Source organism: Flavobacterium sp., from assembly GCF_040379285.1.
Taxonomy (GTDB): Bacteria; Bacteroidota; Bacteroidia; order Flavobacteriales; family Flavobacteriaceae; genus Flavobacterium.
In genome coordinates this window covers 84,710-107,516 of sequence record NZ_JBEILJ010000001.1, presented here as the reverse complement: position 1 = coordinate 107,516, position 22,807 = coordinate 84,710, and the positions used below count along the sequence as shown (strand labels likewise).

Here is a 22,807-nt window from a genome sequence, read left to right as displayed (position 1 = left end):
GTTATTCTTATACTTTTAAAGTAAATAGAATTTACCTAAATTTTTATATATATGCGCAATAAGTTATTTTTTTATTTCAGCCTACTCATTCTAATGCTTTTTTCAAAGCTTGCTCAAGCGCAATTGAATGATTTTTCATTATCGGTTGTGGTTCAAAATGAAACGTGTACTGGTAATGGTACTTTACAATTTGAATTGGCCAATACAACTCCCAATGCAACTGTAATCTTTTCGGTATATGCCTTGCCTAACACTACCCAGCCTGTGGTTACTACGTCTCAATTATCAGTCACGGGACTTACTGCTGGAACGTATCAAGTGGTAGCTTTGCAAACCTTGGGGAATGCCAGCAACAGTAAGCAAGCAATGGTTACGATTACTGATGAACGTACTGTCTTGTCATATCAAATTTCGGGGCAACAAGTGAACTGTTTCAATGCTGATGTGACGATTGATGTTACGGTTGGGCAACCCATTACTTATGAAATTATTTCGGGTCCGGTGACCTATCCCCCGCAGACTTCCAATCAGTTTTTTAATTTACCGCCGGGGACCTATTTGTTTCGGGTGAATGACAATTGCAATGATGCTATTGTACGAACGTATACCGTTTTTTATGAGAATCCTCCCAATGTAGTGGTAGGAAGTTTGGTGTTGGATTGTGTATTAAACTCTTGTACTACGGGGGCGGCTACGCTAACACTTCTGACTGATGATCCCACGATTCCATTACGCTATCCATTGGAGTTGGTATTTACGGCACAGGCAACCGATCAAAATTCGTTATCCTGGACGCAAACGGTTTCTTCGGGAGGCCCTCTTTCGGTAGCTGTCCCTGTACAAATGCCTTTGTTTAATACAAACAACAGTACATATACAGTAGTGATTACCGATGCTTGTGGGATTGTCCGTTCCTTTGGACCGATCAACTATATTTCGCAGCCTATTATTTCGGTATCTAGTTTTAAAGACAATTGTTTCCGCGTTTTACAGGTCAATCCTTGTTTATTTCTTCCGCCGTATACCTTAAATTTTACCCAAGCCCCCCAAGGATTTAATGCGTCTCAGTTGAGTTCCATATATCCTGGGCCTTACAATGATACAACGGTTTCATTTGCAGCTACAACCACAAGTCCCATACCTAATGGCAATTATACGGTCGTATTAACAGACAGCTGTGACCGAACGTTAACGTATTCTTTTACGGTGAGCGACCCCCCGATGAATTACAATTTAGGGTATCAGCCTTCTTTGTGTTCTTGGGTGTTGTCATTGCCAGTTAGTGGTGATCCAGTAGTGTCGATTATCTTTACAGAGGCCCCCCCTGAATATTCTCAACAGCTTCCATTGGATGCTTCAGGCGTTATTGTCGGCGGAGTTTTTGAGGATGAATTACCTCCGGGCGATTATGAAATTACGGTGGTTGATAGTTGTGGCATAATGTCTCAAATTACATTGTCGGTGGATGCACCTCCGGTGGAAGTTCAAATAGTTCCAGCAAATCCCAACGGTTGTGAGAGTAATTTGGGTTCAATAGGAATTGCTATTCGTTTTTCTCAGTTTCAATCCATTATCATGACTAGTGCTCCGGCTAATTTTTCATTGGCATTGCCTTATGATTGCAGTAGTTTCATAGTGGCGAGTGGTATATATGCCTTAGTTCCAAATTTACCAGTAGGTACTTATACCTTTACAATTACTGATGTGTGTGGTCGTATTTATGTGCGAACCACCACAATTGTCCCCGTTTTGAATATCTTGTCTTTGGTAAAACAAGAATTAACGGGTTGTGGTTTCGGGATGAGTTCTATTGCATTGCGCTCTTTGAATGGCGATTTGTTGACTGCTCAAATAATCTCAGCTCCTTCAAGTTTCCCACATGCTTTGCCGTTTAATGTAACAGCCCAAATTGTCAATGGCCGTCTTTACTTAAATGGATTACCTGCGGGAACATATACGATTGTTACCGAAGATGTATGTGGTATTCAACTTACCGAAGAATATAATGTGGTTGGGTATCAGATTGTACAACGTGATATTTCATTAATACCCCGTTGCGGATCTTTTGATGTACGCTTGTTTTTTACAGACAATAATTTATCTAATCACGTCTTTTATTTGCAAAAATGGAATCCTTCATTAGAGCAGTGGACGCATCCAGGGACGGGTGTTCCTCAAGTAAGTGGAGCCATCCCAAATCCACTTAATGGGATTCCCCTTTTTCAAGGAATGAATTTAAATTTTGCCTATACAGGCCAATTCCGTGTGGTGGAAGTATATTATTATTTTAATAATGGGAATTCAAATCTTATAACCTGCGTAACCACATTGAAGGAAGATTCTTTTTTTGGTGATTTGAAAATCATTAATGCTTACAACGTTCCTTGTGTCGATACTCCTCGTGTGGTAATTGTTGCGCAAGGTGCAGCACCGCTTTACTATTCGATTACATCGTTTAACGGACAGCCATTTACTTTGGTGAATGGAAGTTCCAATATTTTTACAGGGTTGCCCCCTGGGGTTTACAATTTTAGAGTGCAAGACGAATGCGGGAATATTGTGAATCGATTGGTTAATCTCGGATCATTAAATCCGCCCGCCATTACAGCTAACAATTTGTGCGAAGGGCAATTTGGGCAACTAGCAGTCGATGACAATGCACTATTTACGTACCAATGGTGGAATGCCAACAATCCAAATCAGATTTTAAGCACCAGTGCAGTACTCCCCTTTAATCCATTTTTTAATGCGGTACATGCGGGAACCTATTTTGTGCGCATCACTTACGCTTTTGCCGGAATAGGGTGTCCCGATCAAGTATTGCAATACGTAATTCCGCCCACGCCGCTCCCTTTTGCAGGGGATGATGGGGTAGTAGCTTTGTGTTCGCCAACCGTAACACTCGATTTATTTACCGTCTTGTCTGGAAATTACCAACCGTATGGAATTTGGATAGACATCACTGGTAGCGGTGGACTCAATGGATCGGTTTGGTCAACGCAAGGATTGCCTTTTGGTTCGTATACTTTTGAATATCGGGTAGATGGATTGTGTAATACTTTTGATACCGCAACGGTTGTTGTACAATTCTTCGAACCCCTACCGGAACTCAATATTACTGCTGACCTTGCCTTGTGTGCGGGAAGTCAGTTGGAACTCTCAGCTCCAAACATCCCAGGGGCTTCTTACTTTTGGGTTGGGCCCAATGGATTTACCTCAACGAGTGCCAATCCGCCCCCATTTCCAGCTTCTCCCAATGCGGCAGGAACCTACGAGTTGACGGTACAACGCAATACGTGTGTAGCGACAGCGACGAAAACAGTTGAGGTCACTCCTTTGCCTGAGTTTGCTATAGTGTCTAATTGTATGAATGGGTCTGTACACCTTGAAGTTGTTCCGCAATCGCCTTCCAATTTGGATAATGCTTCCTTAGCTTGGACGGGGCCTGGCGGATTTCAAGCGAATACTTCAATGGTTGATTTAACGGGACAACCCGCGGGAACGTACACGGCAGCGGTGACGTTAAATGGCCTTTGTACCACTTCCGTTTCTTTTGAAATGCTCAATACATTTTGTGCATTTCCTAATGTAATTACACCCAACGATGATGGTGACAACGACAGTTTTAATTTAACAGGATTGGATGTCAATCGCTTTGAAGTATATAACCGTTGGGGACGGTGTGTGTTTGCAGAGCGAAATTACCTCAACAGTTGGCGTGGGCAAAATGAAAACGGCGGACTCTTGCCAGATGGGGTGTATTACTATTTGGTGTTTTTACGCAATGGAACAGAGAAACAAGGGTGGGTGTTGCTTACCTCGGGTCGTTAACTATCGTCGCGGTTTTGTGCTTTGCGAATTTTTTTAAACAAATTGGAAGAGTAAACAAAATCGGTTACCGCTTCGTTATCGGTTTTGAAAATTTCTTTTTTGGAGCCTTCCCAAGCTAAAATTCCTTCTTTGAGGAAGACAATTTTTTCTCCAATTTCCATTACCGAATTCATGTCATGGGTATTTATTACCGTAGTGATATTGTATTCAACGGTAATTTCATGAATCAAGTTGTCAATGACGATAGAGGTTTTTGGATCAAGTCCCGAATTGGGTTCGTCACAAAACAAATAGCGTGGATTATTCACAATGGCTCGGGCGATAGCCACCCGCTTTTGCATTCCCCCCGATAACTCTGAAGGTTTTTTATGGTGGGCGTTGACTAAATTCACCCGGTCGATTACAAAATCAACCCGTTCTTTAATTTCCGCAGGCGTTTTACTGGTAAACATTTTCAGCGGAAAAGCCACGTTTCCTTCTACGGTCATGCTGTCAAATAATGCGCTTCCTTGAAAAACCATCCCAATTTCGGTGCGCAGCGCCCGACGTTCATCGGCATCCATGTTGGAAAGAATACGTCCGTCAAAAGAAATAATGCCGTGATCGGGTTGATGAATGCCTAACAAGGACTTCAACAGCACTGTTTTCCCCGAGCCACTCTGTCCAATGATCAGGTTGGTTTTACCCGTTTCAAATGTAGTGGTAATCCCCTTCAACACTTTGGCACTTCCGAATGATTTCTCGATGTCTTTAACTTCAATCATGCCAAAAGTAATTGGGTTAGGATATAGTTGGTCAAAATGATCACGACGGAGGTCCACACAAAGGAAACCGTACTTGCTTTTCCTACTTCTAGGGCGCCTCCTTTCATGAAGTAGCCGTGAAAGGAAGGTATGGTAGCCAATAGGAAGGCAAACACAAAGGTTTTGATAAAGGCGTAGGTAATGTGAAACGGAATGAAATCGGTTTGAATCCCTTGAATAAATTGTGCGCTACTGGTAAATCCACCGTAAACGCCACCCATCCAGCCGCCTAAAACCCCTAAAAACATAGCGATTCCAATAACAAAAGGATAAAGTAGTAGTGCCATTATTTTTGGGAAAACCAAATAGTTTAGCGAATTCACACCCATTACCTCTAAGGCATCAATCTGTTCGGTAACCCGCATGGTTCCGATACTCGAGGTGATAAACGAACCCATTTTACCTGCCATAATGATGGAAATAAAAGTAGGGGCAAATTCGAGAATCACCGATTGACGGGTTGCAAATCCGATAAGAAATTTTGGAATCAACGGATTGGTTAGGTTCAATGCCGTTTGGATGGAGACAACACCACCCACGAAAAACGAAATAAAACAGACAATCCCTAGAGAGTCGATAATCAAATCATCGATTTCTTTAAACAACAAACCGCGCATGACCGACCATTTTGTAGGTTTTGAAAATACTTCCTTGATCATCAAGAAATATTGTCCAATTTGTGTGAGGTAGCGGAGCATCCGTTGTATTTATGATTGTCACAAAAGTACGCTTATTTTTTTGAAAGACCAAGATAGCGCGGGTGCTGGATTTTGATGTCTTTGGTAGAGAAACAGGCTCAACGAGAAACACATTTGCTCGTAATGTTATTGTGTCAAAATACAATTGTAGACAGCATTTCTATTTTTCAACGCCAAAGACCTTGCAGTTTTGATCGCATTTTTTGCCAACGATAGCGTCGTATGAAGCGGGCTTGTTCGGGGGTAACCAACATTGGCTTTTGTGTTTTTTGTGCTTTCCAGTAGCCGCGAAGATAATCCCAAAACAACAATGGCTTTTGTTTGCGTTGGGCAAGTTTTAAAGCCGCAATCGCAGTGATCCAAAATCCATAGCCTAAGGTATAAAATGCTTCTCCTTGTTTGAAACGTGCGGCTTGGTTATAACTGGCTCCCGTGGGTTTTAAGTGTTTTACATGCAAACGGTTGTCAGTGATAATTTTCCAACCGTAAAAGTGGCACAACAATTCGTCAACCGTATCCCAACCCATTTGCGGGCGTAGGCCACCGATCGCCTGAAAGGCTTCTTTGCGGTAGGCTTTCAGGGCACCACGGATATGGTCCTTGTCGGTTAAATTTTCCAGTACCCATTTCCCATTTTTTTCGATATAACAAAATCCACCGACCATTCCAACATTCGAATCGGCTTCAAAATGGGTGTTTAGTGTGGCGATATAATCGGGAGGAAAAATTAAATCGGCGTCAAATTTAGCAATCACATCATACGGAAGGGTCAGTGCTTTTTCCCCTACCTGAAACGCTTGAATGACCTTACTTCCAGGGAGGTGAATGGCTTCCGAGGATTTATGGATCAATTGAATTTGCGAATGCCTGGCGGCTAACGATTCAACAATAGCAGCCGTGTTATCGGTGGAGCCGTCATTGACCACGATAATTTGTTCGGGGAGCTTTGTCTGGGCCATGAGAGACGCCAACGTTTGTCCGATAAACGTTTCTTCATTGTAGGTAGGAATAACGACCGCAAACCGCAACATAACTGGAGATTAAGACGTTTTTCGTTCGGCGTAAACCAAATAATACCGAGGCGTAAACCAACGGAAGAATGGACGAATTCCGATTTTTTTCACTGGATGGGTAAACTTTACGCGGTCGATTATGGTGAATCCCGCTTTTTCAAGCAACCAGTCCAATTGCCAATCTTCAAACTCATGGTAATGCCGATCCCAAAGGTCGGTTTTGCTGCGATAGGCAGGTGAAAACCAAAGGCGTAACGGAATGGAGAAAAGGACTTTGTCGGCTTTTACCTGTTGCAACACCGTAAACGGATTGAGTAAGTGTTCAAAAATTTCAAACGCAGTAAATACGGAATAATTCGCCTGTTGCAAGGCCGATTGATCGATATCAATATCTTCCCCGGTGGTGTTTAGAACGGTATACCCATTTTCCTCCATGATTTTGGAAAACGGATTAGGAACACCCAAATCAAAAACGGTTTCCGTAGTTGTGATGTGTTTTTTTAAAAATTCCAGGGTGATTCGGAATCGTTTGGAGGGATAGGTTTTCTCGTACATACCAAAGGGCTTCTCGCAATAGGACGAAGCGGGACAAAATTATAAATAAATTTGGTAGTAATTGCTCATCCAAATACACATTAAAACCTACCGTTTACGAATTTAAATTAGGGATTCATGTATTAATCGTATTTCATGTGGACTAAAATAAAGACCTTTACAAAAAATAAACCATGCAGCTTTTCACAAAATACCGTTTGGAAATCACTTTGTTGGTGTTGTATGCCTCACTATTTGTCGCAGGATATTGTTTGTGGTGGACCTAAGTCAGCTGATTTTCGTAATTGTTGGGTTACATTTGGTAAATGATCGCATTGATATTCATGCCTGCACCCACAGAAGCAAAAATCACTACATCACCGGGATGCAATTCTTGATTTTCAATCTGCCCCTTTACTAACAAGTCATATAATGTGGGTACGGTCGCCACGCTACTATTCCCCAATTTGTTAATACTCATAGGCATGACACCTTCAGGGGGTGATTGTTTGTAAAGTTTGAAAAAGCGATGAATGATCGCTTCGTCCATTTTTTCATTGGCTTGATGGATTAAAACTTTTTTGACTTGCGAGATATCCACGCCACTTTTTTCTAAACAAGCCGCCATTGCTTTGGGTACATTGCTCAAGGCAAATTCATAAATCTTACGACCGTACATTTTGATATAGCGTACATCGGGATCATGGTCTTTGTTAAAGGAATTGCCAAAATATAAATAATACGCTTCATCATGGGCGAATGTAGCCGACTCATGGGCTAATATTCCACCTGGCGCATCAGTAGCTTCAATGATAGTAGCGCCTGCCCCATCGGAATAAATCATCGAATCCCGATCGTGAATATCGACTACACGGGATAAAGTTTCTGCACCAATCACCAAGCATTTTTTAGCCATACCGGCTTTGATAAAGGCATAGGCTTGAATAACGCCTTCCACCCAACCGGGGCAACCAAAGAGAATATCGTAGGCCACACATTTCGGATTCTTGATTTTTAAATCATATTTCACACGTGTAGCCAAACTGGGTAGAATATCGCTTTGTATTGCGCCTTTTTTAACGTTGCCAAAATTGTGCGCAAAAATGATGTAATCTAGGGTTTCAGGATCGATACCCGCATCGTCAATAGCCCGTTGGGCCGCAATAGTTGCAATGTCAGAGGTCAACAAATCATTGGAAGCATACCGCCGTTCTTGGATACCCGTTATTTCCAAAAATTTCGCGGCAACGACCTCGTTTGAGTAAGGAAAAGGCGTTCCATCTTCGTTGAGAAATTGGTGGCGGGCGAAATCCAAGTTGGTGACTGTTTCAGTAGGAATATAACATCCAGACCCCGTAATTTTTATTGCCATGAGCTTCAATTTTCGAACCCGAAAGTACGAAATGAAACGGAGTTCTACCCCATGATGTTACCCTTTCTTTATAAAATTATTAAATTAAAATTTTTTATACCCCTTATTAACATTTTACCTAAAATCAAGCAGTTAAATTTAACATAGACGCATTTTTTTTGTCAAAAATTGAAAAAATGGAAAGAATTTTACGCCTATTTTTTATCCTTTTTCTAGGAATCGTAAGCGGTTGGTCACAAAATGATGAATGTGCCAACGCGATCGAACTTACACCTGCCAACACCTGTAATGCGGTTTCAGGTTCGTTTAACGGTGCTACCCGTACCACACCGCAACCTACTTGCGCCACCACCGCTTCACAAGATGTATGGTACCGTTTTACCGCTACACAAGCGACGATGAGTATTACAGTTGTCCCAGCAGGCGTACTCAATGTGGCTTTTTGAAGTATTGGAGGCCAATTGCACCGGAACCTCTGTGGTTTGTATTGGACAGTTTGGAGGAGGCTCCACGGAATCTTACTTTGGAAACATTTTTACCATAGGGACTAACTATTTTGTGCGTGTATTGAATGCGAGTAGTGGGACTTCTACCGCTGGATTTACCATTTGTGTACAAGAGTTTGCACCCTCCGCTAACGACGAATGCGCCAATGCAGTAACGCTAACCCCTACTTTAACCTGTAATGCCACTTCGGGAACGTTCAGCGGATCAAGTCGTAGCACAACGGCTCCGACATGTGCCAGCTCAGCCTCCCAAGATGTGTGGTATTCGTTTGTAGCTCCATTATCGACAATGACAGTTCAATTGACAGGTGGTAATGGTGTGAATCACGGGTTCCAAGTGTATGAAGCCTCTTGCTCCGGTACGGTAATCAACTGTATGAGTCAAGCAGGAACAAGTGCTACTGAGATTGTGAACCTAACCAATTTGACGGTAGGTACAACTTATTTGATTCGCGTGTTTAATGTCAACGCCACGCTAACCACAGCGGCTAATTTTGTGGTTTGTGTGTACAATAATGCCTTGAATGTTGCTGAAGTCGCTCTTGCAGATTTGCGTTTGTATCCCAATCCGGTGCAAACCGAGTTGACATGGACCACTCCAGTAGATTTCAACTCCGTATACAATTGTCAATGCATTAGGGCAAACGGTACGACAAGGGGTATTAACGGCGGCCTCGCTTGATGTGTTCAATTTACCCCAAGGTACGTATTGGATTCGTTTAAGCGACGATACGCAATCGGTGGTGCGTCCTTTTGTGAAAAAGTAAACCGTAAAGTATAGTTATAAAAAAAGAGGGTGGCTGTTTAGGCTACCCTCTTTTTTGTTTGATTTTGATTTGCATTATCGTCGATAGATTGTGCGCCATATTCTTCATGCGTTCACAATTGAATCCTTCAAAATTTTCATTAATCGCCGCTTCAAAATGGTTCAACCAAATGTCAAAATGTTCCTTGGTCAAGGCCGAAAGGGTATCAACCTCCATGTGAATTTGGGTAAGATTGTTGAAATAACCCCCTGTGCCAAGTAAGGCTTGCGACCAAAAGCGTACTAGTATTTGTAAATGTTCTTCTAGTTTTTCATGTACGGGAATCACTTCGGTGAAAATATAACTGATTCGCGCGTCGGCAAATAATTTTTTATAAGAGGCATCTACAATTACATAAATATCCTCTTGGGTTTGTAAGTCGGTCACGGGAATTTAGTTTTAAGTAGACAAATATAGCAATCCTTAGGATTAGGTTGTTGCTCCTTTTTTTCGAAACCAAAAGGCCAGTTGGACTAGAGCTATGAGGGCGGGGACTTCAACCAAAGGTCCGATGACACCCGCAAAAGCTTCTCCACTGTGTAATCCAAATACGCCAATGGCAACCGCAATCGCCAATTCAAAATTGTTGCCCGTTGCCGTGAAAGCCACCGCTGTCGATTGGGCATAGTTGGCACCAAAGTAGCGGCCTATGATAAAACTGAGCACAAACATGATGGCAAAATACAGCACCAATGGTACCGCAATACGCACAACATCCCATGGAATTTCAAGAATGAGTTGCCCTTTTAAACTAAACATCAATACAATTGTTGCCAACAAAGCAATTAAAGTAAAGGGTGATATCAACGGAACAAAGCGTTCTTGAAACCAAGTTTCCCCTTTTTGATGGATCAAAAAATAGCGTGAGGTTATACCAAGTAAAAATGGAATTCCCAAATAAATACCGACACTTTCAGCGATGACACCTATGGATAAATCTACTTCAATCCCGGGTAATCCAAAATAGGGAGGCAAAACGCCCAAAAAGAGGTAGGCATAGACGCTGTAAAAAAGAACTTGAAAAATACTGTTCAAGGCAATGAGTCCGGCGCCGTATTCACGGTCTCCTTCGGCCAAATCATTCCAAACAACCACCATGGCGATACATCGCGCTAAGCCAATTAATATCAAGCCATTACGGTATTCTGGATAATCCGGAAGCAACAGCAACGCCAAAGCAAACATTAGGACAGGGCCAACAATCCAATTCAGAATTAAGGAAGCCGAAAGTACTTTGGTATTTCTAAAAACGGGTCTCATTTTACTGTAATTTACTTTAGCCAATGGAGGATACATCATGAGAATCAATCCAATAGCCAAAGGAATATTTTTTGTGCCATGGGATAAGTTTTGAATGTCTTCACTCACGGAGGGGTAAAAATGACCCAAACTCACCCCTAAAGCCATGGCTACAAAAATCCAAAGGGTTAGGTAACGGTCTAAAAAGGATAGTCGTTTTCTGTTGACAACTGGGGTACAATCTTGGGCACTCATTTTATAGGGGTTTGAATTTGACGCATCACATACATCATTTCAGTGGCAATTTGTCGGCAACGCTCGGCATACACTGCTGCTTGTTCTGGCGTTCCGTCGGCGTGTTTCGGATCGATATAACGAAGTGGAAAACGGGCTTTCGCTCCAAGAACAATAGGACAGCCTTCGTCGGCACTCGAACAAGTCATCAAAGCGATAAATCCAGATTGGGGATTGAATGGGTGCTCGTACCGTTTTGAAAATCCAATAATGGGGATGGTGTTTGGACCTGTGCGGAGGGCGTAAATCGGATTCTCTCCTTTCGCTAAGGTCTGGCAATGAAATCCTGCGGCTTGGAGTGTTTCGAGGATAGCAGGATAAAGCGCAGTAGCCTCGGTCCCGCCTGAATATGCTGTGAGCGGAATACCGAAATAATCAGCTGCGGCTTGTGCCCAAACCTGTGTGAGGTGGCTGCGCCGTGAATTGTGGGTACAAATGCAATTCAATACAAGAGAACGTCCTGCTGCCCATTCCTCGCGTCCTAAAGCGATTATAGGTTCAAGCAATGACAACCGCTCTGGGGTGAGACGCTCAAAATCACTCGCTTCGAGGTAGTGGCGTAAGTCGGGAAAAAGTTCGTTTTTCATCTGTCAAAAAATTAACAACAACCTCCTCCAGGAGTGCAAGAAGTCGTTACCGAAGTTTCTTTTTTTTGAGGCATCTGATTTTCTGGAATTCCGCAATGGTCTTTGGCTAAACAATCGGTGAATTTGGGTTCGAAGCGAAAAATACCCACTTCAAAGGTCAAACCATACCGACTAATGGTTGTTTCTTGGTATTCGACTTCAACCTCCAAATCTTCTTCTTGGTATAATAGTTCGGCTTTTTTCAAAATGCCCAATAGTTTCGTTGGAGTCAGTCGGTGATTCACATCTTCAGCGACCCAAACTTGCATGCTGATTGTTTTTTCGGTGCGAAAAGTGCCACCACAATCGATAAAGCGTTTGATAGTAAGGCCCGCTTCGGTTATGTGAAAATGCTCCGGTACCCGTTGTCCATTAGGCAATTGAAATTGGATGTTGGTTACTGATTGTAAATGATTTTGTAATACAGATAGTTTCATACGAATTACATGTTAAATTAACAACATTGTTTTTTGTCGTGTAGACGTGTGGCAAATTGATTGAAGTAGGATTGTAATTGTGCGATCCCTTTTTCATCAATACAATAGCAAATGGCGGTACCTTCAACCTTACCTTTGATGAGACCGGCGTTTTTCAATTCTTTCAAATGTTGGGAAATCGTCGGTTGGGACAAGGGTAATTCGTTGACTATGTCTCCACAAATACAAGAATTAACTTCACATAAATACTCCATAATGGCTATTCGTGCTGGATGTGCTAAAGCTTTTAGTTGAAGTGCTGTAGCATTTTGTGCCTCGGTGAAATGTTCGGTTTTGGTAACGCCCATTGTTTTTATATATAATTATATTGCAATATTACGATAAAAAGAAATATCTCAACTATTTTCTTACTTTTATTTTTTAAAATAAGTATGGTACACGATTCTATTATCGCTTATAATCAATAACAAGAGGCAGATTACTCGATAATTTGTGAGCAACTCAGTGCGATTATTCAATCTAAATTGTCGGAAGCTGAGTCAAAACTATGGCATGCGCATCCCGTTTGGTTTTTGGACGGCAATCCAATTGTAGGGTATAGTCAACAGAAAAGCGGTATTCGTTTGATGTTCTGGAGTGGGCAAGATTTTGAAGAACCCGTCTTGAACATTTGTGGAGAAAAATTTAAAGAGGCTTCGATTTTTTATACAGATGTTTCACAAATCGATACCGTTGCACTCGAGCGTTGGTTGCAAAAGGCTCAAGTCATTCAATGGGATTATAAAAATTTGGTGAAGCGAAAGGGAGTATTGGTACGTTTAAAATAAGGTAAATACAATGAATATTCTTCTTAACCAACGTTATTTAAAGCGTTCGTTATACCTCGGAATAGGGTATATCGCTCTCGGTTTTACTTCATTTTTTACAGAAGGGAGTTCCTACCTTGCGGGCTTATCAGGTATAGGTGTGCTTTATGTCGGGCAGTATTTTTATTCCAAAAACAAGATTTTGGTCAAACTCCACTCCGAATCCATCGAATACTTCGGTTTTTTTCATAAAAAGATCATTCCTGTAAATGAAATTCTATCGCTAAAGTATTTTGCAGGGGATTATACCATCAAAGCAAAGCATACCACCCTAGTGATTGATACGAATATAATCGACAAAACGGCCCAACTGGAAATGAAAGCCTATTTTGATGCCTTGCAATCGAGAATAAAACCATAAAAAAACCGCTCGTAAAAAGCGGTTTTTTATTCTAAAGTCTAAAGACTAACGTCTAATCTTACATATACGCCTCAATCGGTGCACATGAACAAACCAAATTACGGTCGCCATACGCATCATCTACACGACGAACGCTAGGCCAGAATTTGTTGTCATGCAAATACTCCAAGGGGAATGCTGCCGCTTCTCGCGTATACGGGAAGTTCCAGTCGTTGGCTGTTAACATAGCTAAAGTGTGTGGAGCATTTTTCAAAACATTGTTCGGTTCCTCAGCAGAAGCGGCTTCAATCTCTTTGCGAATGGCAATCATGGCATCACAAAAACGATCCAATTCGGCCAAATCTTCCGATTCGGTAGGCTCTACCATTAACGTTCCAGCAACAGGGAAGGAAACAGTAGGTGCATGGAAACCATAATCCATCAAACGTTTGGCGATATCAGTTACTTCAATGCCTTTTTGTTTGAACTCACGACAATCCAAAATCATCTCGTGAGCGGCACGTCCACATTCACCTGAATACAATACAGGGTAGTGGCTTTCCAAACGGGCCTTCATATAATTAGCATTCAAAATGGCATATTTTGTCGCATTGGTCAATCCTTCCGATCCCATCATCATGATGTAGCCATACGAGATTAAACACACCAAAGCCGATCCGAAAGGTGCCGCTGAAATAGCGGTAATCGCTTGATCACCACCGGTTGGGATAATTGGATTCGTAGGTAAAAAGGGAACCAATTTTTCATTCACACAAATAGGACCCACACCAGGACCACCACCGCCGTGAGGAATAGAGAAGGTTTTGTGTAAGTTCAAGTGGCACACATCCGCTCCAATGGTCGCTGGATTGGTTAAACCTACTTGGGCATTCATGTTGGCGCCATCCATATAGACCAAACCGCCATTTTCATGAATAATATTGGTAATTTCGATAATCGAACTCTCAAACACACCATGTGTAGAAGGATACGTCACCATCAAAGCCGACAAACGGTCTTTGTTTTCGATGGCACGAGCACGCAAATCTTCTACGTCGATATTTCCTTCGGGAGTGGTTTTGGTCACAATGATCTCCATTCCGGCCATCGCCGCAGAAGCGGGATTCGTTCCGTGCGCAGAAGACGGAATCAAACACACTGTACGGTGATGGTCGCCACGCGATAAATGGTAGGCGCGAATGGCCATCAATCCAGCGTATTCTCCTTGTGCTCCTGAATTGGGTTGTAACGTTGTTCCCGCAAAACCGGTAACTACATTCAATTGATGTTCCAGTTTTTTCAACATGATTTGATATCCTTCCGCTTGGTCGAGCGGTGCAAAGGGGTGGATGCTGTTCCATTGGGCTTGCGATAACGGAAGCATTTCAGCTGCCGCATTCAGTTTCATGGTACACGAACCCAAGGAAATCATCGAGTGGTTTAAGGATAAATCTTTGCGCTCTAATTTTTTAATATAGCGCATCAACTGACTTTCCGAGTGGTAGCTGTTGAATACCTCGTGTTGCAAGAACGTTGATTGGCGTTCGAAGGAGGTAGGAATTTGGGTTTGTGCGCTAAGTTCGGTTATCGTCACTGGAGATTTTCCAAGTGCTGTAGCAAAAACCTGGACGATTTGGTTCAAATGCGCCACGGATGTCGTTTCATTGAGTGCAATCGAAATAGTTTCACCGTCAATATAATAGAAGTTGATTTCGTGTTGTTCTGCGATTGGGCGAACTTTAGCGGCATCCGCTTTCACCACGATAGTGTCAAAGAAGGCGGTGTTGGTTTGATACACACCAAGCTGGTTTAAGGCATCGGTAAGGGTAACGGCACTCGCGTGAACTTTATGCGCAATGTATTGAAGGCCTTTAGGACCGTGAAATACGGCATACATCCCTGCCATAACCGCCAACAATACTTGAGCGGTACAAATATTGGAAGTCGCTTTTTCACGTTTAATATGTTGCTCACGCGTTTGCAAAGCCATCCGCAAAGCACGGTTGCCATTGACGTCAATGGTTACCCCAATAATACGTCCTGGCATCGAGCGTTTGTATTCTTCTTTGGTGGCAAAAAAACCAGCATGCGGTCCGCCATATCCCATAGGAATACCAAAACGCTGGGTAGTTCCCACCACAACATCAGCACCCCATTCTCCGGGAGGCGTAAGTGCAGCAAGTGACAAGATATCGGCTGCAACGGCAACTTTAATGTCCAAAGCTTTGGCTTGCGCTACAAAAGCCGTGTAGTCGTTGATTTGGCCGTATTTCCCAGGATATTGTAAAATAGCCCCAAAATACTCCGCGTCAAGTGTTGCGGTTTCGTGATTTCCTACGACCAATTCAATGCCAATAGGGGTTGAACGGGTTTGTAAAACCGATAAGGTTTGGGGAAGGATATCTTCGGAAACAAAGAATTTGTGCGCATTATTTTTCTTCTGATCGCGGGTACGCACATCAAACAAGAGCGCCATAGCTTCGGCAGCTGCTGTCCCTTCATCGAGCAGCGAAGCATTGGCGATTTCCATTCCCGAAAGTTCGATAACCATGGTTTGGAAATTCAAGATAGCCTCCAAACGACCTTGTGCAATCTCCGCTTGGTAAGGCGTATAAGCCGTATACCATCCTGGATTTTCAAAAATATTACGTTGAATTACCGCAGGGATCACGGTGGGGTGGTATCCCAATCCGATATACGATTGAAATACTTTATTTTTTTTACCTAAAGCCGTAATATGGTTCAAATACTCATGTTCGGAAAGCGCAGGTTCCAACGCTAACGGTTGCTTTAATCGAATTTCATCCGGTAAAGTTTCGTAAATCAGTTGGTCCATGTCGGCTACACCGATGGTTTGGTACATAAGGTTCAAGTCGGATTCACGTGGTCCAATGTGCCGGGATGCAAATAAATCTGTTCTCATTGCGTAGTGTGATAAAGCGTCAGTTTGTTGTATGTTGTGTGTTGTTTTTTCGATTTTAAAAATCGCTAACAAAAGTACTTATTATACCTTTATGTTAATAGCGCACAGTTGCTAATATTTTTAGAATTTTTCAACCAAAAGAGGGGTTATTAACAAGATACTTTACTTTTGAAATATGGTTTTATGGAGAACAATTATCACCTTATACTTGAACGCTTCTTTGCATGTTGCGCTCGCCGTGGGCTGTTTAACTCTATTAACATACAAGCAACTAAATCTGCCAATGGACCAAAAGTATATTGGATTAATGGTTCTTGGGACTCTTGTAGTTTATAATATATTGAAGTATATAAAAATTTGGTGTTTTCAAATTCCAAAGCTCTTATTGCATCGGTTTATTTTTGCCATAACTCTAATGGCGAGCCTCTTTTTTCTCTTGGTTTTTTTCATGTTACCAACCGAGATTTAAGAAAGCCTAGTCGTTGGTTTTGGTTTTGTAGTACTTTACCCATGGCTCCGAAAATGGGGATGGCTTAAACTATTTTGGGTTAGTGGAACCATAACCTATTTTACCGTATTGGTTCCTTCGATTTATGATGAGCAACCCATGAATTTCATGGTTTTGGAAAGCATTTCTCGCTTTGTGATTGTAAGCGCCTTAATGCTGCCGTTTGAAATCTACGATAGCGCTCTTGATCCGGCCGAATTGCGTACGTTACCGCAACGTATTGGAATACCTTGGACCAAGCGATTTGGGTATTTTTTGGGGGTAGTATTTGTGGTACTCGTTTTTCAAAATCATGACCTTCACAAGCCATGGGCGGCCATCAGTATAGCGGTGCTTACCGTAGGGGCCATTTACAAAACCCAACCCCACCAATCGAAAACGTTTACGGCCTTTTGGGTAGAAGCGCTTCCGATGGTATGGGCAGGATTGGTGTATGGGTTTGGAGGGTTAGATTAGGAAATAAGGCTTGGAAAAGTTTTAATACTGTGAACAAAAATCAGCTTTTGACTGAAGCAAACAAAATAACGAGTTGTTACAATTTCAAGTTAGTTCATGGTTATAATTTATATTCATTAACGGTAATCTGTGTTGGACTTGCCGCTTTTCTTTTCCCTCGAAAGAAGAGATATAAGTTGATAAAAAGCATGATTCCTAGATATATCGCAAAGCCTCCAATTTTTTTGCTAAGGACTTCAATAAGACCTTGGGTATCGAAAATTTCAGTATCAATGCGTAAGATGAGCAGTGCGTAGCCCAGATTTAATAAGTAGAATCCTGTTTCAAACAAAGTATTCGTAGCCTGCGCAATTTCTTCTCGATTTTTGAAGATATCCATCATGTATATCAAACTGTTTTTGAATAATGTTCGAGACACATAATAGGTTAGGAACAATGCAATAGGTAAGTACAAAGTGTACGCGATTAAGATGTGTGAAGTTTCCATAATGTGTAAAATTTAAACGGTTGTTTTTTTAAAATAAAGGGTAATTGTGATAAGATTGAGGTAATGTAACACAGTCAAAATACAGAGAATCGTCGCTGTTTTTAAAGCTATATTTTCAATGAGTTGTGTTGGATTTAAAATGGTTTCCCACTCAGAAATAGTTAGCGTAGCATAACCAATATTGACCAGATAATATCCTGTAAGTAAAATAATATTGGTCTGTAAACAAAGGGTTTCGTGATTTGGATACAAATGATTCACAAACACAATTCCGTTGCGGTACAACTGGTGACCTACGCGCAGAATGATCCATACCGTAAGGAAGAGGTAAATGAGATACCCAAGAATATTGAGGTTCATGAGTGGGTAAATTTTCGTTTGTACCAATGGATTAAAGTTTTCGGTTGATCGCTAATTAGATAGGTGAGATAACAATGATAACTTGCTATACATAAGGGTAGGAATAAAAAGATAAAACGGTTAGGATAGTAAAATTTGACAATTCCAATGTAGGCGATTACCGCTAACCAATAATAAAACAGGTTTGCAATCATTTCGTGTTTGTAAAATAAGGCATAACACAAATACACAAATCCCAAAGCCAATTGATACAATCCCAAAATGGAATAACTCATGATGGCTTCATCGCCAGTAAACAGTCCTAAAATCATAGTTATTAGCGTCAATGCGGCATTGCAGTAGTGCAAAAATCGTTTCATAATATTATAATTTTTAAAGTTTCAGAAAAAAATGAAACATATTGATAAAAAAATTACTTCATAAATTTCATTAGTAATTGGGTAAGCCAATTGTCTTTGTATTCGGTGATTTTTTCCAAGACATTGTCGGCTTTGAGTACAAAATCGTACAATTTGGTGGTTTGATCTATGAAGTGTTTTTCTTCCGATGAAGTTCCGCCTTCAATAGAGGAAACTTCTTTTAATACCTTTAAAGCGGGTTTGATTTCGCGTCGGCTGCGTTCCCGTGATATTTTGACAGCCAATTCGTCTAAGTCTTTTTCTGCAGTAAAAAACTCCCGACGTTCCCCGGGTTTGAGCTCTTTGTACACAATCCCCCAATCCATTAATGCCCTTAAATTCATGCTAGCATTGCCGCGGGAAATTTGTAATTCATCCATGATCTCCTCCATCGAAATCGCTTCGGGGGCCACCATCAATAGGGCGTGAATTTGTGCCATCGTTTTATTAATGCCCCACTGACTCCCTAAGGCGCCCCAGGTTTGGATAAATTTCGATTTGGCATCACGGTATTCCATGGTAGAAGAATCATTTTGTTAGGTCAAAGATACTATTAATTTCTAAACTTTCAAAAAAAATTGAAAGATATTTTGTAGGTATAAAAAAAGAACCGCTTTCACGACTCTTTTCTTTCTAGTAACACACAGATTCTTACTTTATTGTTTGCTAACTTTCAACGCATAGGAGGCTGTTTCAGTATAGAGTGTAATATAGAATATTCCTGTGGGTTGTGCCGATAAATCGATGGGTATGGACTCGCCAGCGGCTAGAGGAGAAAGCGAAGTTTGATATACTTTTTGCCCGAGACTGTTGTATACGTGGATCATGCGCGTATCCAACGCAAGACTTGTGTGCAGGTAAAAAATACCCGAGCTGGGGTTGGGACTCACGCGAAGCAGACTCGAGGATTCAAATGCGCTTGTATCTAAACCACAATTGGCAGGAAACGCTATCGTTGAGGTGGGAACGTTGCACCCAAATAAATAATTCTGCAAAGCGGGTAATTCAAAATCATCGACACAAATCGTAGTGAGATTCGGGAAGTTATTCCAACAGAAGGACGTCATTTCAATACTAGTATAATTAAGGGAAGACCCATTTTTAAGGTTCAAATAGGTTAAGTTGGGACTGTTCCCAATTGAAAGGCCTTCAAGTAAGGGACAGTTTTCAAGATTTATTGTATTCAAAGGAGTGTTAGATAAATTAATCCCTTTAAGATTACTATAGTATCCAATGTTTAATGAATTTATCGAATTTCCTTGTAAATTCAATGTTTCGAATTGTTGTGGTAAATTAAAAGTAGTAATCAAATGGTCACCTAATAAAAGAGACTTTAAATTAGGAAAACAATTGAGTCCTGTTAAATCAGTGTATTTTGGCCCAAAGAAGTAATTCAAGTTCATTCCTCCCACTAAGGCAGCCTCTGCCATCGAAATCTCACCATCGCCATTGGCATCAACGGGTATATAACTTGAAAAAGTTAAATTGAAACAGGTTGATAAATCGGTAAGCAATCTATTTTTTAAGTTGAGGTCGTTAAAACAAATAATGGGGGAGCAATCGCAGCTAGGGGTAGCGGTACTGGCCACTTGAGGCGCTGTCTTGGTCGCTTCGGGTTGGGATAAGCGGGGGCTGGGCGCCACCACCCGAACATTGACTTGGGTGGTGCGGCAAATACTCGGAAAGGTCAAGTCACATACCGTGTAAGTTAGGGTGTAATTGCCCAAGGGTATTCCATTAAATCCTCCGGAAGCAAGTAAATTCCCATTACTATTATCAATGCTAAAAAACGGGCTCGAAGAGGTGCTGGTGAGGGTGATAGAGCTCATCGCTAAAGGCACCGTTGGTGGCGGGTTGCTGTTACAAAACGGCCCGTTGGTGATACGGCGGTCGTTGTTGAGTACATTGTAAACTGTTCCGGCAGGGCTAGTAAGCTGCCCAGCGGTAGTAAAGGTAATGGGGTTGGTGGAGGTGCCGTCGGATGCCAGGAAAAACGTTTCGCTTGTTTCCTGAGGACTCTTATCTTCTCTATTTTGAGCCTCCAAAGAGGTACACACCGTCATGAGTAAAAGCGCTAACCAATACCGCTGACGAAAGGAGCATTGCATTATAATGTAAATCAGGCGCATAAAAGTAAAATTTTGATTTCCACAAATATACAAAGCGTTTACTCAGAAAATGAAACAAAAAAGTTAAAGCAGTCATACTTTAAAAAAAAAAGAGCCGCTTTCACGACTCTAAACTCTAAAAACTCTAAACTCATAACTCATAATTCTAAATTCATAACTACAATAGCCCAGCGCGTTTTAAGAGTGCTTCCGGTTTAGGCTCTTGCCCGCGGAACTTTTTATACAATTCCATCGGTAAGGCTGTTCCGCCTTTTGAGAGTATGTTTTCTTTAAATTGGGTTCCTACTTCTTTATTGAAAATTCCTTTTTCTTGGAAGTAAGCAAAGGCATCGGCATCCAAAACTTCGGCCCATTTGTAACTGTAATACCCCGACGAATAACCGCCTTGGAAAATGTGCGAAAAGGCCGGACTCACACAATTGGCTGCAACATCTGGGTATAAAGCAGTGTCACGTGTCGCCGCCACTTCAAAGGCTTTTACATCGTCAATAGTAGGAACTTGTGCATGATACGCCATATCCAGTAATCCAAAACTCAATTGGCGCACCGTAGCCATACCTTCCAAGAAACTCGCACTTTCTTTGATTTTATCCACATAGGGCTGCGGAATCACTTCACCCGTTTCATAATGATGAGCAAATAACGCCAACGCCTCGGGTTCGTAACACCAGTTTTCCATCACCTGACTCGGTAATTCGACAAAATCCCAATACACAGAAGTGCCCGATAAACTCGGGTAAGTGGTATTCGCCAACATGCCATGAAGCGCGTGTCCAAATTCATGGAACAACGTGGTCACTTCGTTAAACGTCAATAACGACGGTTTAGAGGGGGTAGGCGGCGTAAAGTTGCACACAATTGATACATGTGGACGATCATTGACTCCGTTTTGAATGTATTGCGGTTTGAACGAGGTCATCCAAGCCCCGGGACGTTTGCCCGCACGGGGAAAGAAATCGGCATAAAATAATGCCACAAATTCATTCGCTTCTCCACGTACTTCATAGGTTTGCACATCGGGATGGTATTTGTCAACCGTATCGATTTCATGAAAAGTGAGTCCAAACAACTTCTCCGCCACCGTAAAAGCACCTTGCAAAACCTTCTCCAATGGGAAGTAAGGTTTTAAGAGTTCGTCGTCCAAATCAAACAATTCTTGTTTTAACTTTTCCGAATAATAAGCACCGTCCCATTTTTCCAAATGATCCAATCCGTCTTTTTCTTTCGCGAAAGACGATAACTGCACAAATTCACGTTGGGCAGCCGGTTTGGCTTTGGCTAATAAATCATATAAAAACGTCTTTACCGTTTCGGGATGTTGTGCCATGCGCTCTTCCAAAACAAAATGCGCATGGGAATCGTAACCCAACAATTGGGCACGTTCATGGCGCAGTGCCACAATTTTTTTTAGAATTTCGGTATTGTTATGGGCATTGTCTTGAAAGGCTTTTTTCCCAAAGGCAAGGGCCAACTCTTTTCGCAACTCACGGTTGTCTGCGTAGGTAATCAACGGCATATAACTCGGGAAGTCCAATGTAAATACCCAACCTTCGAGTCCTTTGGATTGTGCTAAAGCGGCAGCCGCTTCTTGGGCACCTTCGGGTAAACCTGCCAAATCTTCAGCATTGGTAATGTGCTTGAAATAGCTGTTCGTTTCGGCCAATACATTTTCGCCAAAAGTTAATTTGAGTTTGGCCAAATCGGTGTCGATTTCACGCAAGCGGTTCTTTTTCTCTTCACTTAACAAAGCACCGTTCCGACTGAATCCTTTGTATTTCTTTTCCAACAACATCAATTGTTCTGGTGAAAGAGATAAAGTCTCACGTTGGTCATAGACTGTTTTTACCCGTTGGAATAAGGTTTCGTTTAAAGCAATGTCATTGCCAAAGGCCGTCAATTTTGGGGAGACTTCCTGTGCAATCTGTTGCATGGTGTCGTTGGTTTCGGCCGAATTCAAATTAAAGAAAATCGACGATAGACGGTCCAAAGCTTGCCCCGAAAACTCCAAAGCTTCAATAGTGTTTTCAAAAGTAGGTGCCTCGGGATTATTGATTATGGCATCGACTTCAGCGCGGGCTTGAGCAATCGTTCGGTCAAAAGCAGGCACATAATCGTCGAGTTGTATTTGACGAAAAGGAGCTGCGGTATAGGGTGTGTTGAATTTTTCGGTAAACATTTTTT

At 41.8% G+C, this 22,807-nt stretch carries 24 protein-coding genes; 7 read left to right on the top strand and 17 right to left on the bottom strand.

The window, feature by feature from the left end; genetic code table 11:
- The first annotated feature begins 51 nt into the window (after positions 1-51).
- A complete protein-coding gene (locus ABWO12_RS00570; protein WP_353086276.1) occupies positions 52-3,831 on the top strand; it encodes a T9SS type B sorting domain-containing protein in 3,780 nt (1,259 codons plus the stop codon).
- Here the strand turns inward: ABWO12_RS00570 and ABWO12_RS00565 are convergent.
- The 5 genes from ABWO12_RS00565 to ABWO12_RS00545 all read right to left on the bottom strand — a co-directional run bounded on the left by ABWO12_RS00565 (position 3,828) and on the right by ABWO12_RS00545 (position 8,251).
- Positions 3,828-4,595, bottom strand: coding sequence for an ABC transporter ATP-binding protein (locus ABWO12_RS00565; RefSeq protein WP_353086274.1), 768 nt, complete (start codon positions 4,593-4,595; stop codon positions 3,828-3,830). The genes ABWO12_RS00570 and ABWO12_RS00565 overlap by 4 nt on opposite strands.
- The gene (locus ABWO12_RS00560; protein WP_353086272.1) at positions 4,592-5,332 is read right to left on the bottom strand and encodes an MlaE family ABC transporter permease; all 741 of its coding nucleotides are present in this window, start codon (positions 5,330-5,332) and stop codon (positions 4,592-4,594) included. Before ABWO12_RS00560 ends, ABWO12_RS00565 begins: the two co-directional genes overlap by 4 nt.
- Before the next feature lie 167 nt (positions 5,333-5,499).
- Positions 5,500-6,360 (bottom strand): glycosyltransferase family 2 protein, encoded by an 861-nt coding sequence (locus ABWO12_RS00555; RefSeq protein ID WP_353086308.1) that lies wholly within the window; start codon positions 6,358-6,360, stop codon positions 5,500-5,502.
- 12 nt (positions 6,361-6,372) lie between these two features.
- The gene (locus tag ABWO12_RS00550) at positions 6,373-6,900 is read right to left on the bottom strand and encodes a class I SAM-dependent methyltransferase (protein WP_353086270.1); all 528 of its coding nucleotides are present in this window, start codon (positions 6,898-6,900) and stop codon (positions 6,373-6,375) included.
- A 292-nt stretch (positions 6,901-7,192) separates the two neighbouring features.
- Positions 7,193-8,251, bottom strand: a complete 1,059-nt coding sequence (locus ABWO12_RS00545) for a 3-oxoacyl-ACP synthase III family protein (protein WP_353086269.1) — start codon at positions 8,249-8,251, stop codon at positions 7,193-7,195.
- Positions 8,252-8,427: 176 nt separating this feature from the next.
- On the opposite strand from ABWO12_RS00545, the gene ABWO12_RS00540 reads away from it, so the two are divergent.
- The 3 genes from ABWO12_RS00540 to ABWO12_RS00530 are packed head-to-tail and all read left to right on the top strand — an operon-like array spanning position 8,428 to position 9,524.
- Positions 8,428-8,697, top strand: a complete 270-nt coding sequence (locus ABWO12_RS00540) for a hypothetical protein (RefSeq protein WP_353086267.1) — start codon at positions 8,428-8,430, stop codon at positions 8,695-8,697.
- Positions 8,684-9,439 (top strand): hypothetical protein, encoded by a 756-nt coding sequence (locus ABWO12_RS00535; protein WP_353086265.1) that lies wholly within the window; start codon positions 8,684-8,686, stop codon positions 9,437-9,439. Before ABWO12_RS00540 ends, ABWO12_RS00535 begins: the two co-directional genes overlap by 14 nt.
- Positions 9,363-9,524 (top strand): T9SS type A sorting domain-containing protein, encoded by a 162-nt coding sequence (locus ABWO12_RS00530; RefSeq protein ID WP_353086306.1) that lies wholly within the window; start codon positions 9,363-9,365, stop codon positions 9,522-9,524. Before ABWO12_RS00535 ends, ABWO12_RS00530 begins: the two co-directional genes overlap by 77 nt.
- A gap of 42 nt (positions 9,525-9,566) precedes the next feature.
- On the opposite strand, the gene ABWO12_RS00525 is transcribed toward ABWO12_RS00530, so the two are convergent.
- Genes ABWO12_RS00525 through ABWO12_RS00505 form a run of 5 tightly spaced genes read right to left on the bottom strand, consistent with a single transcriptional unit; the run spans position 9,567 to position 12,506 of the window.
- Positions 9,567-9,950, bottom strand: coding sequence for a group III truncated hemoglobin (locus ABWO12_RS00525; protein WP_353086263.1), 384 nt, complete (start codon positions 9,948-9,950; stop codon positions 9,567-9,569).
- Between the two features lie 42 nt (positions 9,951-9,992).
- A complete protein-coding gene (arsB, locus tag ABWO12_RS00520; RefSeq protein ID WP_353086262.1) occupies positions 9,993-11,057 on the bottom strand; it encodes an ACR3 family arsenite efflux transporter in 1,065 nt (354 codons plus the stop codon).
- Positions 11,054-11,683: a low molecular weight phosphatase family protein gene (locus ABWO12_RS00515; RefSeq protein WP_353086260.1), complete on the bottom strand. Its 630-nt coding sequence runs from the start codon at positions 11,681-11,683 to the stop codon at positions 11,054-11,056. Before ABWO12_RS00515 ends, arsB begins: the two co-directional genes overlap by 4 nt.
- Before the next feature lie 11 nt (positions 11,684-11,694).
- Positions 11,695-12,159: a DUF6428 family protein gene (locus ABWO12_RS00510; RefSeq protein ID WP_353086258.1), complete on the bottom strand. Its 465-nt coding sequence runs from the start codon at positions 12,157-12,159 to the stop codon at positions 11,695-11,697.
- 17 nt (positions 12,160-12,176) lie between these two features.
- Positions 12,177-12,506, bottom strand: coding sequence for an ArsR/SmtB family transcription factor (locus ABWO12_RS00505; protein WP_353086256.1), 330 nt, complete (start codon positions 12,504-12,506; stop codon positions 12,177-12,179).
- A 138-nt stretch (positions 12,507-12,644) separates the two neighbouring features.
- Here ABWO12_RS00505 and ABWO12_RS00500 point away from each other — a divergent pair, with 138 nt between their 5' ends.
- Positions 12,645-12,986, top strand: a complete 342-nt coding sequence (locus tag ABWO12_RS00500; RefSeq protein ID WP_353086304.1) for a DUF1801 domain-containing protein — start codon at positions 12,645-12,647, stop codon at positions 12,984-12,986.
- A 10-nt stretch (positions 12,987-12,996) separates the two neighbouring features.
- Positions 12,997-13,386: a hypothetical protein gene (locus ABWO12_RS00495; RefSeq protein WP_353086255.1), complete on the top strand. Its 390-nt coding sequence runs from the start codon at positions 12,997-12,999 to the stop codon at positions 13,384-13,386.
- 58 nt (positions 13,387-13,444) lie between these two features.
- Here ABWO12_RS00495 and gcvP read toward each other — a convergent pair whose 3' ends face one another.
- Positions 13,445-16,288, bottom strand: a complete 2,844-nt coding sequence (gcvP, locus tag ABWO12_RS00490) for an aminomethyl-transferring glycine dehydrogenase (RefSeq protein WP_353086253.1) — start codon at positions 16,286-16,288, stop codon at positions 13,445-13,447.
- A gap of 577 nt (positions 16,289-16,865) precedes the next feature.
- On the opposite strand from gcvP, the gene ABWO12_RS00485 reads away from it, so the two are divergent.
- A complete protein-coding gene (locus ABWO12_RS00485) occupies positions 16,866-17,252 on the top strand; it encodes a hypothetical protein (protein ID WP_353086252.1) in 387 nt (128 codons plus the stop codon).
- A 100-nt stretch (positions 17,253-17,352) separates the two neighbouring features.
- On the opposite strand, the gene ABWO12_RS00480 is transcribed toward ABWO12_RS00485, so the two are convergent.
- From ABWO12_RS00480 to ABWO12_RS00455, 6 genes are all read right to left on the bottom strand, one after another.
- On the bottom strand, positions 17,353-17,739 hold the full coding sequence (locus ABWO12_RS00480; RefSeq protein ID WP_353086250.1) for a hypothetical protein: 387 nt from the start codon (positions 17,737-17,739) through the stop codon (positions 17,353-17,355).
- A gap of 12 nt (positions 17,740-17,751) precedes the next feature.
- A complete protein-coding gene (locus ABWO12_RS00475) occupies positions 17,752-18,099 on the bottom strand; it encodes a hypothetical protein (RefSeq protein ID WP_353086248.1) in 348 nt (115 codons plus the stop codon).
- A complete protein-coding gene (locus ABWO12_RS00470; RefSeq protein WP_353086246.1) occupies positions 18,096-18,458 on the bottom strand; it encodes a hypothetical protein in 363 nt (120 codons plus the stop codon). The genes ABWO12_RS00475 and ABWO12_RS00470 overlap by 4 nt, the downstream gene beginning before the upstream one ends.
- 53 nt (positions 18,459-18,511) lie before the next feature.
- Positions 18,512-19,015 (bottom strand): GbsR/MarR family transcriptional regulator, encoded by a 504-nt coding sequence (locus tag ABWO12_RS00465; RefSeq protein WP_353086244.1) that lies wholly within the window; start codon positions 19,013-19,015, stop codon positions 18,512-18,514.
- Positions 19,016-19,153: 138 nt separating this feature from the next.
- The gene (locus ABWO12_RS00460; RefSeq protein WP_353086242.1) at positions 19,154-20,626 is read right to left on the bottom strand and encodes a T9SS type A sorting domain-containing protein; all 1,473 of its coding nucleotides are present in this window, start codon (positions 20,624-20,626) and stop codon (positions 19,154-19,156) included.
- 157 nt (positions 20,627-20,783) lie between these two features.
- Positions 20,784-22,802 carry a M3 family metallopeptidase gene (locus ABWO12_RS00455; RefSeq protein ID WP_353086240.1) on the bottom strand — a complete coding sequence of 673 codons (2,019 nt, stop codon included), beginning with the start codon at positions 22,800-22,802 and terminating at the stop codon, positions 20,784-20,786.
- Positions 22,803-22,807: the final 5 nt, after the last annotated feature.

Bases quoted from the DNA above. Each gene is read 5' to 3' on its own strand.
- gcvP (WP_353086253.1), bottom strand. From the start codon at position 16,288: ATGAGAACAGATTTATTTGCATCCCGGCACATTGGACCACGTGAATCC.
- arsB (WP_353086262.1), bottom strand. From the start codon at position 11,057: ATGAGTGCCCAAGATTGTACCCCAGTTGTCAACAGAAAACGACTATCC.
- ABWO12_RS00505 (WP_353086256.1), bottom strand. From the start codon at position 12,506: ATGGGCGTTACCAAAACCGAACATTTCACCGAGGCACAAAATGCTACA.
- ABWO12_RS00510 (WP_353086258.1), bottom strand. From the start codon at position 12,159: ATGAAACTATCTGTATTACAAAATCATTTACAATCAGTAACCAACATC.
- ABWO12_RS00560 (WP_353086272.1), bottom strand. From the start codon at position 5,332: ATGCTCCGCTACCTCACACAAATTGGACAATATTTCTTGATGATCAAG.
- ABWO12_RS00565 (WP_353086274.1), bottom strand. From the start codon at position 4,595: ATGATTGAAGTTAAAGACATCGAGAAATCATTCGGAAGTGCCAAAGTG.
- ABWO12_RS00460 (WP_353086242.1), bottom strand. From the start codon at position 20,626: ATGCGCCTGATTTACATTATAATGCAATGCTCCTTTCGTCAGCGGTAT.
- ABWO12_RS00475 (WP_353086248.1), bottom strand. From the start codon at position 18,099: ATGAACCTCAATATTCTTGGGTATCTCATTTACCTCTTCCTTACGGTA.
- ABWO12_RS00570 (WP_353086276.1), top strand. From the start codon at position 52: ATGCGCAATAAGTTATTTTTTTATTTCAGCCTACTCATTCTAATGCTT.
- ABWO12_RS00495 (WP_353086255.1), top strand. From the start codon at position 12,997: ATGAATATTCTTCTTAACCAACGTTATTTAAAGCGTTCGTTATACCTC.
- ABWO12_RS00515 (WP_353086260.1), bottom strand. From the start codon at position 11,683: ATGAAAAACGAACTTTTTCCCGACTTACGCCACTACCTCGAAGCGAGT.
- ABWO12_RS00455 (WP_353086240.1), bottom strand. From the start codon at position 22,802: ATGTTTACCGAAAAATTCAACACACCCTATACCGCAGCTCCTTTTCGT.
- ABWO12_RS00480 (WP_353086250.1), bottom strand. From the start codon at position 17,739: ATGGAAACTTCACACATCTTAATCGCGTACACTTTGTACTTACCTATT.
- ABWO12_RS00545 (WP_353086269.1), bottom strand. From the start codon at position 8,251: ATGGCAATAAAAATTACGGGGTCTGGATGTTATATTCCTACTGAAACA.
- ABWO12_RS00535 (WP_353086265.1), top strand. From the start codon at position 8,684: ATGTGGCTTTTTGAAGTATTGGAGGCCAATTGCACCGGAACCTCTGTG.
- ABWO12_RS00465 (WP_353086244.1), bottom strand. From the start codon at position 19,015: ATGGAATACCGTGATGCCAAATCGAAATTTATCCAAACCTGGGGCGCC.
- ABWO12_RS00550 (WP_353086270.1), bottom strand. From the start codon at position 6,900: ATGTACGAGAAAACCTATCCCTCCAAACGATTCCGAATCACCCTGGAA.
- ABWO12_RS00540 (WP_353086267.1), top strand. From the start codon at position 8,428: ATGGAAAGAATTTTACGCCTATTTTTTATCCTTTTTCTAGGAATCGTA.
- ABWO12_RS00470 (WP_353086246.1), bottom strand. From the start codon at position 18,458: ATGAAACGATTTTTGCACTACTGCAATGCCGCATTGACGCTAATAACT.